The sequence below is a fragment of the Macrococcus epidermidis genome, assembly GCF_003259695.1.
Taxonomy (GTDB): Bacteria; Bacillota; Bacilli; order Staphylococcales; family Staphylococcaceae; genus Macrococcoides; species Macrococcoides epidermidis.
The window spans coordinates 1-12905 of the sequence record NZ_PZJH01000011.1; the positions used below are offsets into that span (position 1 = coordinate 1).

General features: G+C 36.3%; 14 protein-coding genes and 1 rRNA gene. All 15 read right to left on the reverse strand.

Features of this window, described 5'->3' with window-relative positions; all coding sequences use genetic code 11:
* Positions 1-94, reverse strand: a 5S ribosomal RNA gene (rrf, locus tag BHU61_RS12650); the annotation flags it as partial.
* Between the two features lie 278 nt (positions 95-372).
* Positions 373-1860, reverse strand: coding sequence for a lysine--tRNA ligase (lysS, locus tag BHU61_RS12655; protein ID WP_111717394.1), 1488 nt, complete (start codon positions 1858-1860; stop codon positions 373-375).
* Positions 1861-1864: 4 nt separating this feature from the next.
* On the reverse strand, positions 1865-2878 hold the full coding sequence (gene dusB / locus BHU61_RS12660) for a tRNA dihydrouridine synthase DusB (protein ID WP_111717395.1): 1014 nt from the start codon (positions 2876-2878) through the stop codon (positions 1865-1867).
* 10 nt (positions 2879-2888) lie between these two features.
* Entirely contained in the window at positions 2889-3365 is a 477-nt protein-coding gene (gene folK / locus BHU61_RS12665; RefSeq protein ID WP_111717396.1) for a 2-amino-4-hydroxy-6-hydroxymethyldihydropteridine diphosphokinase, read from the reverse strand.
* Between the two features lie 2 nt (positions 3366-3367).
* Complete coding sequence (gene folB / locus BHU61_RS12670; protein ID WP_111717398.1) at positions 3368-3724, reverse strand: dihydroneopterin aldolase; 357 nt, start codon at positions 3722-3724, stop codon at positions 3368-3370.
* On the reverse strand, positions 3717-4505 hold the full coding sequence (gene folP / locus BHU61_RS12675; RefSeq protein WP_111717444.1) for a dihydropteroate synthase: 789 nt from the start codon (positions 4503-4505) through the stop codon (positions 3717-3719). The genes folB and folP overlap by 8 nt, the downstream gene beginning before the upstream one ends.
* A gap of 96 nt (positions 4506-4601) precedes the next feature.
* Positions 4602-5537 carry a cysteine synthase A gene (cysK, locus tag BHU61_RS12680; protein WP_275542462.1) on the reverse strand — a complete coding sequence of 312 codons (936 nt, stop codon included), beginning with the start codon at positions 5535-5537 and terminating at the stop codon, positions 4602-4604.
* An 85-nt stretch (positions 5538-5622) separates the two neighbouring features.
* Complete coding sequence (gene hslO, locus BHU61_RS12685; RefSeq protein WP_111717402.1) at positions 5623-6495, reverse strand: Hsp33 family molecular chaperone HslO; 873 nt, start codon at positions 6493-6495, stop codon at positions 5623-5625.
* A gap of 60 nt (positions 6496-6555) precedes the next feature.
* Positions 6556-8631, reverse strand: coding sequence for an ATP-dependent zinc metalloprotease FtsH (gene ftsH, locus BHU61_RS12690; protein ID WP_111717404.1), 2076 nt, complete (start codon positions 8629-8631; stop codon positions 6556-6558).
* A gap of 125 nt (positions 8632-8756) precedes the next feature.
* Positions 8757-9296 (reverse strand): hypoxanthine phosphoribosyltransferase, encoded by a 540-nt coding sequence (gene hpt / locus BHU61_RS12695; RefSeq protein WP_111717406.1) that lies wholly within the window; start codon positions 9294-9296, stop codon positions 8757-8759.
* Positions 9297-9299: 3 nt separating this feature from the next.
* Complete coding sequence (gene tilS, locus BHU61_RS12700; RefSeq protein ID WP_111717408.1) at positions 9300-10523, reverse strand: tRNA lysidine(34) synthetase TilS; 1224 nt, start codon at positions 10521-10523, stop codon at positions 9300-9302.
* Between the two features lie 70 nt (positions 10524-10593).
* Positions 10594-10980 (reverse strand): S1 domain-containing RNA-binding protein, encoded by a 387-nt coding sequence (locus BHU61_RS12705; RefSeq protein ID WP_099577289.1) that lies wholly within the window; start codon positions 10978-10980, stop codon positions 10594-10596.
* 102 nt (positions 10981-11082) lie between these two features.
* Positions 11083-11466 carry an FtsB family cell division protein gene (locus BHU61_RS12710; protein ID WP_099577287.1) on the reverse strand — a complete coding sequence of 128 codons (384 nt, stop codon included), beginning with the start codon at positions 11464-11466 and terminating at the stop codon, positions 11083-11085.
* Positions 11467-11477: 11 nt separating this feature from the next.
* Positions 11478-11747, reverse strand: a complete 270-nt coding sequence (locus tag BHU61_RS12715; RefSeq protein WP_096077830.1) for an RNA-binding S4 domain-containing protein — start codon at positions 11745-11747, stop codon at positions 11478-11480.
* The gene (locus BHU61_RS12720; protein ID WP_111717410.1) at positions 11734-12903 is read right to left on the reverse strand and encodes a MazG family protein; all 1170 of its coding nucleotides are present in this window, start codon (positions 12901-12903) and stop codon (positions 11734-11736) included. Before BHU61_RS12720 ends, BHU61_RS12715 begins: the two co-directional genes overlap by 14 nt.
* Positions 12904-12905 lie beyond the last annotated feature (2 nt).

Genomic DNA, 12905 nt, shown 5'->3' on the forward strand with positions numbered 1-12905 from the left:
GCGGATCGTAAGACCAACTACCATCGGCGCTAGAGAGCTTAACTTCTGTGTTCGGTATGGGAACAGGTGTGACCTCTCTGCCATCGTCACCAGACAAATTTTCAATACTTATATAAGTATAACAGCTTCGAAGATTATTTCAATAGTAAATTTTACACTGCGTTCATGAACTTTACAATTGATTAACTTTCTTAATATGTTACTCGTTGTAAGCGACTTTTTAATAATACGCAATTTGAATTGCAAAGTCAACGCTTTTTCTTTATTTTTTTCTATTTTTTAAAAGAAAGTAAATTCTGATAATTTTTACAGAATAAAAAAGGCTCTAAATCCTTGATAAATAAGGATTTAGAGCCTTTGAGTAGAATTTAATTATTTATGTCGCATGTAAGGGAATAATAATACGTCACGAATAGATGCACTGTTTGTAAGCAGCATGACTAAACGGTCAATACCAATTCCTAATCCACCTGTTGGCGGCATACCATATTCTAATGCTTCAATGTAATCTTCATCCATCTCATGTGCTTCATCATTACCTGCAGCTTTTTCTTCCATTTGTGCTAAGAAACGTTGTTTTTGATCGATTGGATCGTTTAATTCTGTAAATGCATTTGCATGCTCACGACGTACGATAAATAATTCAAAACGATCTGTAAAACGTGGATCTTCTGGATTTTGTTTTGCAAGTGGTGACACTTCTACAGGATGTCCGAAAATAAATGTCGGCTGTACTAAGTTTTCTTCTACTTTTTGTTCGAAGAATTCATTTAAGATGTGACCGTATTTCATATTCGGTTTAACTTCAACACCGTGTTCTTTAGCAAGACTATGTGCTTCTTCATCAGTTTTCACTTCGTAGAAATCAACACCTGTGTATTCTTTAACAGCATCAACCATATGCCATCTGCGCCATTTTGGTGCTAAGTTAATTTGTTCGCCTGCATAATCAACAGTTGTAGAACCTGTAACTTTCTCAGCAATATGCGCTACCATTTCTTCTGTTAAATCCATAATATCGTTATAGTCTGCATACGCTTCGTATAGTTCAATCATCGTAAACTCAGGGTTGTGTCGTGTCGAAATACCTTCATTACGGAATACGCGACCGATTTCATATACTTTTTCTAATCCACCAACGATTAAACGTTTTAAGTGTAATTCAATTGCAATACGCATATAAAGTTCCATATCTAATGCATTATGATGCGTCACGAATGGACGTGCTGCAGCTCCACCCGCGATAGTATGCATCATAGGTGTTTCTACTTCTAAGAAACCTTTCGCATTTAAGTAACTACGCATTTCCTGAATGATTTTACTACGTGTAATGAAAGTTTGCGTTGATTCTTCACTTGTGATTAAGTCTAAATAGCGTTGACGATAACGTTGTTCAACGTCCTGTAATCCGTGGAATTTATCAGGTAATGGACGAAGAGCTTTTGATAACAGTGTAAACGACTTCGCTTTTACAGAAAGTTCTCCAGTGTTCGTTTTGAACATCACACCTTCAATACCGACGATATCGCCTAAATCAGCATTGTTCCATAACTCAAACTGTTCATCACCTACAGCATCTTTACGCACATAAATTTGAATTTGACCATCTAAATCTTTAACGTGAGCAAACCCAGCTTTACCTTTACCACGTTTTGTCATAATACGACCAGCGAAAGAAACTTTTGATTCTTCCTCTTTATCATGCAATTCTTCTTTAGAAAAAGCATCCCAATCTGCTTTTAACGAAGCAGATGTCGCTGTTCTTACGAATTTTTGACCAAATGGATCAATCCCCTGGTCTAATAAATCTTGCATTTTTTGACGACGTACCAACATTTGGTCGTTTAATTCTTCTGACATTTCATTACACTCCTTCTGCGATTTTAGATTCTTCATTTTTCTCTGCTTCAATGATATATGCTTCGAATGATTTAAGTATATCAACTAATTCGTCGCGTGTCTCAGCTTGATTGATTAACTTACGTGCTTTACCATTACCACGAATCCCTTTTAAATACCATGATGCATGTTTACGCATTTCCATTACAGCTACTTTTTCACCTTTTAATTCAATTAAACGGTCTAGATGAAGCGTTGCAACTTTCATCTTCTCTGAAATATGCGGCTCAGGCATTAATTCACCTGTTTCCAGATAATGCACAGTACGATATATCATCCAAGGATTTCCTAATGCTTCACGACCAATCATTACCGCATCAACACCTGTTTCATCAAGCATCTTCTTCGCAAGCTCCGGACTCGTTACATCACCGTTACCGATAACAGGAATACTCACCGCTTCTTTTACTTGGCGAATAACATCCCAGTCTGCATGACCTTCATACATTTGGACACGTGTTCTACCGTGCACTGCAATTGCAGATGCCCCAGCTTTTTCAATCATCTTTGCATTTTCTACAGCATAAATATGTTCATCATCCCAACCAATACGCATCTTTACAGTAACTGGTTTGTTCACTGCTTCAACAACTGCTGACACCATTTCATAAATTTTAGGTGGGTCAAGCAACCATCTTGCACCTGCTTCACATTTAATAATCTTTGAAACAGGACATCCCATATTAATATCGATAATATCTGCTGTTGTATTTTGATCAACATATTTAGCCGCTTCGACTAACGTTTCTTTCTCTCCACCGAATATCTGTAACGATAACGGTCTTTCATTCTCATCAATATAAAGCATTTTCATCGTCTTTTCATTATTGAAAAGAATCGCTTTATCACTTACCATTTCAGCGCATACTAAACCTGCACCAAATTCTTTTACTGTTAATCTAAACGCCGCATTACACACACCAGCCATCGGTGCGAGCACAACTTTATTGTTTATTTCAATATCTCCAATTTTCCACATATGTTTACCCTCACTTATAAATTCTTACATCCGGGTCCAAAGTTACAATATCACTTATCTTTTTATTTAATACTGGATGAATTGCCTGAGGGGCAATTTCATTCAGAGGAATTAATACAAAACTTCTCTCATGCATAAATGGATGTGGTACTTTTAATCGCTCACTATCCATTACTAAATCACCAAACAATACAATATCTAAATCGATTGTTCTCGGTCCCCAGTGAATCTTACGGACACGATTGAGCTTTAATTCAATTGATTGAATCCCATCCAATAACTCAATCGGTGATAAATTGGTTTCTAGTGCGACAACGCCATTCAAAAAGTCATCTTGTTCAACACCACCGACTGGCGCTGTTTCATATAAACTTGAAATCTTCGTCACCTTTGTCTCTGGAAGTGTATTTAACAAGTTCAATGCATCGTTAATTTGTCGTTCTCTATCACCCATATTACTGCCAAAGCTTAAATATACTATCGTCATAACTACCTCGTTCTATGAATTTCTACACCTACACCATCATACACACCTGGTATTGGTGGATTCATTTTTGTAATTTTGACTTTTAAGGCCATTATCTGATTATAGTGACTGAAGAGTATTTTTGCAATACGTTCAGCTACATGTTCTAATAATTTTGACTGAATAGACATTTCCGTCTTAATATCTTCATAAACTAATCCATAGTTCACGGTATGTTCAAGCTCATCTGTTTCGCCTGCTTTTTTTAAATCTACATCAAGCTCAACATCAACGATAAATATTTGTCCTATTTGATTCTCCGCTTCAAACACACCATGATATGCATAAAATTGCATACCCATTAAAAATATTTTATCCATTGTAGTCTCCTTTAAGTTGATCCATCACTTTAATAAAGCGCGCATTCATTTGTACATTATGAACGCGAACAGCATCGACACCTGCATTAATTCCAATTGCAGTAGTCGCCAGTGTACCTTCGTCACGTTCAATCGGTGTCGTTTCTCCACCTAGCAGCTCTTTCACCATACGCTTACGACTTGTTGCAAGCAGCACTTTATAATCCAGCGCAACTAGTTCATCTAAACGATGCATCACGTGGATTTCCTGTTCGCGAGACTTGGCAAATCCGATACCTGGATCAATCCATATTTTATCACGTTCAATGCCAATCTTTAGCGCTTTATTCGCCTGCGTACATAAATCGGTCACCATATGTTCCATAATGTCGCCAACAACTTCTTCTTTTGCATTATGCATTAAAATTATTTCGGCATTATATTTTTTTACGACTTCAAATATGTTCGGATCATATTTCCCGGCCCATTGGTCATTAATGATATGCGCACCGTGCTGAAGCGCTGCTTCTGCGACCTCACTTCTAAAAGTATCGACAGAAATAAGCGCATCGACATCTTTAATCACCTTCAATACCGGTACGACACGATTCAATTCTTCTTCTACAGAAATCTCACTATAACCAGGACGCGTTGAGTAGCCACCAATATCAATAATGTTAGCACCTTGTGCTATCATTTCATGCACGCGTGCTACAGCATTTTCAACGACGTTATATTGCCCACCATCAGAAAATGAATCAGGTGTTACATTTAGAATTCCCATTACTAATGTCTGCTTCATCATTTTTACCTCCACAGTATATTCATTTCATTATAACAAATTTACTATAATAAAAATAAGACCGAGACTTGTTGTCTCAGTCTATAATGATATGAATTAGTCCTGAAGGTTCGCAAATAAAGGTGTTGATAAGTAACGCTCTCCGTTACTTGGTAAAATTGCTACGACATTCTTACCACTACCTAATTCAACCGCTTTATCTATTGCCGCTTTAATTGCTGCTCCAGAAGAAATACCAGCTAATATCCCTTCTTTACGTGCTACTAAACGACTTGTCTCCATCGCTTCTTCGTTTGTAACTTGCATAATACCTGTGTACATATCAGTATTTAATGTTTTTGGAACAAATCCTGCACCAATTCCCTGAATTTTATGCGGTCCTGGTTGTCCTCCACTTAATACTGGTGAATCAGTTGGTTCTACTGCAATAATTTCAACATCAGGATTATGTTCTTTTAATACAGCACCGGCTCCTGACAAAGTACCACCCGTACCAACACCTGAAATAAATGCATCAATCGATAAGCCTTCCATTGCATTAACAATTTCAGGACCTGTTGTTAATCTGTGCACTTCAGGATTCGACATATTCTCGAATTGTTGTGGCATAAAGTAACCGTGCTCATCTTTTAGTTCGTTTGCTTTTGCAATCGCACCTTTCATACCTTCAGCACCCGGTGTTAATACTAACGTTGCACCGTATGCTTTCAGTAATGTACGACGTTCCTGACTCATCGTATCAGGCATCACTAAAGTAGCTTTGTAACCTTTTGCTGCAGCAACCATCGCTAAACCAATCCCTGTATTACCTGATGTCGGCTCTACAATGTTATCTCCTTGTTTAATGATACCTTCTTTTTCAGCAGCTTCGATCATCGCTAATGCAATTCTATCCTTCACTGAACTACCTGGATTTTGATATTCTAATTTCACATATACATCTGCTGCACCTTCTGGTACAACATTATTTAATTTCACTAATGGCGTATTTCCAATTAAATCAGTAACGCGTTCTACTCTTAATGACATCATATTCCCCTCCAAATTGTAAAATTATTCTTACTTTTTTCATCGGAATAAGTATATCAAAATTAACATTTAAATAAAAATAATCCGTTTACGCGATGATGCTGCGTAACTCTTCAGGTGTAAAGTGATATTTCTCACGACAGAAATGACATTCAACTTCTGCGCCACCATCTTCTGCGATCATGGATTCAACTTCTGCTTCACCTAAACCTTTAATTGCAGTTAAGAACTTTTCTTTACCACAGTTACATTTAAACTCGATTGGCATCGTATCGATAATACGAATATTATCTTCACCCAATATCTCTTCTAAAATTTGTTCAGGTGATAAACCTTTATCAATCAGATTAGAGATAGGTTCCATATTGTTAATGCGTTCTTCTAAAAAAGAAATCGTTTCTTCGCTGGCAAATGGCAATAACTGAATAATAAATCCACCGGCTGCCTGTGTTAATTCTTCAGGTGTACATAACACGCCTAAGCCAACTGCTGCGGGTACCTGTTCGCTTGTCGCAAAATAGTATGCAAAATCTTCTGCGATTTCTCCGTTATGAATTTCCGTTGACCCAGTAAAATAATCTCGCATACCGATATCTTTAACAACATTGATATAACCACTGCGTCCTACCGCTTCACCAACATCCATTTTACCTGGTCTAATCGATTCCACCTGTACATGAGGGTTTTGTACATAACCACGTACTTCACCTTTTGCATTTGCGTCAACAACAATCTGACCAAGGGGTCCGCCACCGTTAATTGTTATTGTTAATTTCTCTTCATTCTTAAGCATTGCGCCCATCATTGAACCTACTGTTAATGTACGTCCAAGCGCAGCTGTGCCAACACGCCACGTATCATGTTTTTCTCTTGCAGTTTCCACTAAATTTGTTGTTCTTACACTAAATGCACGCACTTCATCATTAAATGCTAATGCTCTTACTAAATAATCTTTTGTCATTGTTTTTCTCCTTTTAAAAAGAGGCGGAATCGAAGCAATGCTTCTTCTCCGCCTCCTATTTTAGAATTTATCTTTGTCTAATTTATCAACTTTTGGTTCTGGTTCATTTTTAGATTCATCGATTGGTGCATCAGGATTTTTTAATTGTTCCTTTACTTCTTCATACGAAGAACCTGCATCTTCTGAATCATTACCGTCAACATCTTTAACCGTCACTTTAGAATCATCAGTTTTATCTACTACAACTTCTTTTTCTTTCATGTGATATAGATGTGAATCATCATAGCTTACTTCTGGTAAAGTACCGTCAACGAATAAGCTATTGATTTGGTTTGCTACCAATGTTTCTTCTGTTAATAAAGTCTTCGCAATTAAATCAAGTTTATCCTGATGTTTCAGAAGAATTTCTTTACATCTCGCGTAACTTTCTTTAATAATACGTTGAACTTCCAGATCAATTTCATACGCAATCTGATCTGAGTAGTTCGGTTCGTGACCCATGTCACGACCTAAGAATACTTCACCTTGCGTTTGCCCAAATTGTAATGGTCCAAGTTTATCACTCATACCATATTCTGTGACCATCTTACGTGCGATACCTGTTGCACGCTGGAAGTCATTATGTGCACCTGTAGAAACTTCACCAAATGTGATTTCTTCAGCAACACGACCGCCTAATAATCCGACAATCTTATCTAATAATTCAGGTTTAGTCATAAAGTAACGATCTTGTTTCGGTAACATCATCGCATATCCACCAGCTTGACCACGCGGTACGATTGTAACTTTATGAACCATTTCTGCTTCATCTAATACACAACCGATAATCGTGTGTCCTGCTTCATGCCACGCAACGATATTTCTTTCTTTCTCAGAAATAACACGTGATTTCTTCGCTGGACCTGCAATAACACGGTCTGTTGCCTCATCAATATCACGCATATCTATCTTCGTCTTACCTTGACGTGCTGCAACAAGTGCTGCTTCGTTTAATAAGTTCTCTAAGTCTGCACCAGAGAAACCAGGTGTACGTTGACTTAAAGCTTTTAAATCTACTGTTTCATCAAGAGGTTTATTACGCGCATGTACTTTAAGTACTGCTTCACGACCTTTAACATCTGGTGCCCCTACTTGAATCTGACGGTCAAAACGTCCAGGACGTAATAACGCTGGATCTAAAATGTCAGGTCTGTTTGTTGCAGCAATCATAATGATGCCTTCGTTCTCACCGAAACCATCCATCTCAACTAATAATTGGTTCAGTGTTTGTTCACGCTCATCGTGACCACCACCAACACCAGCACCACGCTGACGTCCTACTGCATCAATCTCATCGATGAAAATGATACATGGTGCATTTTTCTTAGCATTTTCGAACAGGTCACGTACACGACTGGCACCGACACCGACGAACATTTCAACGAAGTCAGAACCACTGATTGAGAAGAATGGAACGCCTGCTTCACCAGCAACTGCACGCGCGATTAACGTTTTACCTGTACCAGGAGGTCCTACTAAAAGCACACCTTTAGGGATACGTGCGCCCATCTTCACAAATTTACGATTATCTTTTAAGAAATCTACAATTTCAATTAATTCTGCTTTCTCTTCATCTGCTCCAGCTACATCTTTAAAGCGTACTTTTTTCTTTTTATCATCATAAAGTTTTGCTTTAGACTTACCGAAATTCATAACACGGCCGCCACCGCCGCCGCCTTGTGATTGAGATAGGAAGAAAATAAAGACAAATGCTAATAATAATAATGGAATTAAAGTACTTAACATACCTAAAAATACATTTTCTTTATCAGCTGGCTTTATATCAAATTTCAAATCACCATCTTGCTCTTCAGCAATTTTAGTGATTTTATCTAAATCTTTTTGGTTATTATACATCAGTACCGAAGTAAATGTTTCATTTGGTTCAGCACCTTTTAATTTCCCTTTGACTAAATATACATCTTGTCCAGGCTGGATCGTCATTTCTTTAACATTACCTTTTTCCAGCTGAGACATTAATTTCGTGTATGTCATCTGTTTTGGCATCGAACCCGTGCCATTAATCATTGAAAACACACCGAATAAGACGATACCTATTAGTGTTACCATCAATATACTACGAAAGGCTTTTTGCATTCACGTTGTCCTCCTACCTATTTGTAAAGCTAACAAAGATTTTAACATAATAAATGTTGTTCAATCTACTAATTAAACTTACACAATTTTTACAAATTTTATTTTCTTTTCAGTGCAATGCTTCACTATTTAGTATAAACTTCTTCTTTTAATAATCCAATGTATGGCAGATTACGATATTTTTCCTGATAATCTAACCCATAACCTACAACGAAATCATCCGGAATCTTCTCGCCTACATATTTCGCTTCAATATCTACTTTACGGCGCATAGGCTTATCTAATAATGTTACGATCTCAATTGAATTCGCTTTGCGATATTTTAATAAATCAACGATTGCATTAAGCGTCGTTCCAGTTTCTAAAATATCTTCGATAATAATGATATCGCGCCCTTCAACAGAAACATCTAAATCTTTTAATATTTTAACTTCTCCTGTTGATTCTGTGCCGCCATGATAAGATGAAACATCCATAAATTCCATCTCAACATGGGTATCAATATGTTTAAGTAAGTCTGCCATAAATAGAATTGATCCTTTTAAAATTCCGACACATAAAGGGAGCTTCCCTTCATAATCAGCAGTAATTTCTTTTCCAAGACGCTCACAAGCTGCTTCAATCTGTTCTTTCGTTAATACAATCGATTCAATATCGTTATGCATGATTTAGTTCTCCTTTGTAATTATTATTTTATTATTGAAAGGGTGATGGTTAGATTTATAATGGCCAATCGCTATTACTTCATCTTCAACACAAACGATTGGTATTTTTGGACGGTCGTAAACAGGCACTTTTAAATCTTTAAGAATACGCGCTACTTTTTGATGCATACCGTTGATTTCGATAACATCTCCATCTTTTCTTGTTCGAATTGTGATTGGTTGAATTTCATCTTTAATTTCTATTTTATAATCATTAAAGTAATATTTCCCGGGTGAAACCACTTCTAATTTGTCATCAATCTTTTCATTTTTATTTCGTACTATCAATTTATCATAAGCAATTTGAATATGCCAACCTGGAGCGATTGCAAACGAAGCATGTGTTGCATCACTTTGAAGTACACGTATCACTTCATTTAAAAATCCAAAGCTTACAGTATATTGTGTAACATATCTCTGAATAAATGAAAGCAGTACTTTTTGAATGACTAATCGATTTTCTTCTGACAACTTATATCGTGATAATGCATTATTTTCAATATCTATTTTATAACGCTCAACATGTAAGTCGATTAAATCATCTACATCTTCCATATAATCAGCTAAATTCAATAACTGATGCTTATCTATCGAAGAATCATCTAATACTTTAAATATATCATTACGAATAAAGTTTCTTAAATATTTGCTGTCTGTATTCGATGCATCTGTCATATACGGAACTTTAAATTCATGTGCATATTCTATTAATTCAGCTTTACTCACATTTATTAAAGGACGTATCAGTTGATAACCATCACGTGCTACCACTTGCTGAATATTTATCGGTTGATAGTTATAACGGTTCGTCATCAGTCTAAAGAATATGGTTTCGAGCTGATCATCTTTATGGTGCGCCGTTAATAAACAGTCAATATGCTTTATATTAATTTGTGTTTCAAAAAAATGATATCTAATATCTCGTGCCTCACGCTGGATACTTTTGTTCGGGTTAAATGAATTTTTAGGTATCGTATAAGTAATTAATTCGATATTATGCTGCTTACAATATGCTTGAATCATTTTTTCTTCTTCATCTGATACGTCACGCAACTGGTGATTAACATGCAATGCATACAACTTCTTATGATGATTTAATATGTTCACCTTATCGAGCAATACCATGCTATCGACTCCACCCGAAACTGCAACCGCAACGGTGTCATATTCATTCCATAAACAATCCAAAATCTCACCACCTCAACAAAAGAAGAGCTCAGGGTCAGACCCTAGCTCTTGATTTAGATAAACAAACGTATTAACGCTTTGACCCTCTGCCACCACGACGTGACTCTGTTTGACGTTTAATTGAAGTTAGTCGATCTTCACTGTCTTTTAAGAAATTTGATAATTTTTTTTCAAAGTCTTCAGGCTTTTTCTCAACTTTTGGCGGTGCAGGTTTTCTTGGGCGTTCTTTCGCTTTTTTAATTGAAAGGCTAATTTTTCCATCATCACCAATTGTTAATACTTTAACTTCTACTTCATCGCCAACTTTTAAATGTTCAGCAATATTTTCTACGTAACTATCTGCAACTTCACTAATGTGAACTAATCCGCTTTTGCCTTCAGGTAACTCAACGAATGCACCGAAATTTTTAATGCCTGTAACTTTACCTTTTAATTTGTTTCCAACTTCAATTGCCATAAGTTTAATAAATCCTCCCGATTAATTCTTCATAATATATCATTATATGCTTGATTTTCTCTTTTTACAACTTGATTAATCAAATTATCTGTGAAGTCTGACTTATTCAGTTGCATCTTTCTTTTTATCTTTTTCAGGAATCTTAAAGATTACTTCTCCATCATTACTTAAGAAATATTCACTACGTGCAATCTTTTCAATATATTCTTTACTATTAAGCTGTTTTAAGCGTTCTTTCAGTGCGATTTCTTTATCTTTAAGTTTTTCCAGCTCGACTGTTTGTTTCGCTTGTTCCTGCTTCAAAGCTCTATTGGTATTCATTTGCATAAAGAGAAGTAACGTCAAAAATAATAAGATAGCGAGAAGAATGCCTCCGAAGACTGTCATACGCTTTCTTACAATCATGCTACTTTTACGATTCAATCGATTAATACGCGCCTGTTCCTTCGTGTATTCATTTTCAATTTTACGTACTTCCTTAGCCATACGTAACACTCCTATTCAAAAGGCTGTTCAATTTTTTCTTCTTTTTTTACTTCAAACATTCCTTTTGCATTATCTTTTGTTGCATGTTCTTTCAAGTCTGTGACTTCCACCGTAATGATGCGTTGTCCTAAACGTACTTCTAATTCATCACCAACTGCTACAGTGCTTGATGCTTTCGCAACATTACCATTGATTTTAATTCTACCTTGGTCACTCACTTCTTTTGCTAACGTACGACGTTTAATTAAACGTGATACTTTTAAATATTTATCGAGTCTCATCTATTCCACCTTCAATTTCTTTCAAAGCATCTTTTAAAGATACGTTTTGAATTTTATTCAAATCATATAACTTTAAGAAAATATCTGCAAAAATTTTCTCTTTTTTCACAGTACGTTCTTGTTTTCCTTCTTTCGCTTTAGCATCATTCCAGACATCATGTAATTCATCTACGGTTGATATTGATTCATCTCCAAACACATGTGGATGACGACGAATCATTTTATCGGTAATGCTCTTTACTACTTCTCTCGCATCGAACATGTAATCTTTTTTCGCAATCGCACTATGAAATACAACTTGTAATAATATATCGCCTAACTCTTCGATGATGTTATCGATATCATCATTATCAATCGCTTCAAACAATTCATATGTTTCCTCTAATAAATAACGCTTTAAACTTTGATGCGTTTGTTCTTTATCCCAAGGACAACCATTTTCACCTACAAGCGTATCCATCACTGCTGTGAAATATTCAAAGTCCCCTGATAATTGCTCATCATTTAATGGCGGTACAAAAAGTGACGTTAAATTTGATAACGCAAAGTCATGGTCCATTTCATGTAAAGGTCGCCATATTACATCTGCATCTTCTCCGCGTGCACCTGTAACGATAGCAACATTATGTTCAGCAGGGTAAATTTCTAACAACGAAACTTTGACATCACTTGCGATCAACTGATCATACACTTGCGTTACAATGAGACCATTTCTAGGATTAATTGATGATGCCTCAAACATCGTTCCGTCAAGCATCTGAAAGCCATTGTTTGGATCAAACTGCACTGCCTGGAACAGGTCATCGATAAAACTTTTTCCGCCTAATATTTCAATATTTAAAGTGTCATCTGCCAGCAATAACTCAGTTGTTGATTCTGCAACCATCGGATGACCGGGCACTGCATAGATAACATCTTCAGTTTCAGCCAGCATTTTCAGGCGACTTACAATTTCTTCATAGACATTGCTGAAATCATCATTTTCTTCATATACTTCATCGAAGCTCATCCATTCAATCTCTTCCAGATCTTCTACGACTGGATGTCGCATTGTTCTCACATAAACTTTGTCTGCCTTATTTAAAAAGCGATATATCCCAAAAGGTAACTCATCCAGACCATAGTTCCCTAGACCTACAATCGTTATTTTATTCATCC

What these genes read in the sequence shown, in the direction of transcription:
- lysS (WP_111717394.1), bottom strand. Translation starts at nt 1,860, where the DNA reads ATGTCAGAAGAATTAAACGACCAAATGTTGGTACGTCGTCAAAAAATG.
- dusB (WP_111717395.1), bottom strand. Translation starts at nt 2,878, where the DNA reads ATGTGGAAAATTGGAGATATTGAAATAAACAATAAAGTTGTGCTCGCA.
- folK (WP_111717396.1), bottom strand. Translation starts at nt 3,365, where the DNA reads ATGACGATAGTATATTTAAGCTTTGGCAGTAATATGGGTGATAGAGAA.
- folB (WP_111717398.1), bottom strand. Translation starts at nt 3,724, where the DNA reads ATGGATAAAATATTTTTAATGGGTATGCAATTTTATGCATATCATGGT.
- folP (WP_111717444.1), bottom strand. Translation starts at nt 4,505, where the DNA reads ATGAAGCAGACATTAGTAATGGGAATTCTAAATGTAACACCTGATTCA.
- cysK (WP_275542462.1), bottom strand. Translation starts at nt 5,537, where the DNA reads ATGATGTCATTAAGAGTAGAACGCGTTACTGATTTAATTGGAAATACG.
- hslO (WP_111717402.1), bottom strand. Translation starts at nt 6,495, where the DNA reads ATGACAAAAGATTATTTAGTAAGAGCATTAGCATTTAATGATGAAGTG.
- ftsH (WP_111717404.1), bottom strand. Translation starts at nt 8,631, where the DNA reads ATGCAAAAAGCCTTTCGTAGTATATTGATGGTAACACTAATAGGTATC.
- hpt (WP_111717406.1), bottom strand. Translation starts at nt 9,296, where the DNA reads ATGCATAACGATATTGAATCGATTGTATTAACGAAAGAACAGATTGAA.
- BHU61_RS12705 (WP_099577289.1), bottom strand. Translation starts at nt 10,980, where the DNA reads ATGGCAATTGAAGTTGGAAACAAATTAAAAGGTAAAGTTACAGGCATT.
- BHU61_RS12710 (WP_099577287.1), bottom strand. Translation starts at nt 11,466, where the DNA reads ATGGCTAAGGAAGTACGTAAAATTGAAAATGAATACACGAAGGAACAG.
- BHU61_RS12715 (WP_096077830.1), bottom strand. Translation starts at nt 11,747, where the DNA reads ATGAGACTCGATAAATATTTAAAAGTATCACGTTTAATTAAACGTCGT.
- BHU61_RS12720 (WP_111717410.1), bottom strand. Translation starts at nt 12,903, where the DNA reads ATGAATAAAATAACGATTGTAGGTCTAGGGAACTATGGTCTGGATGAG.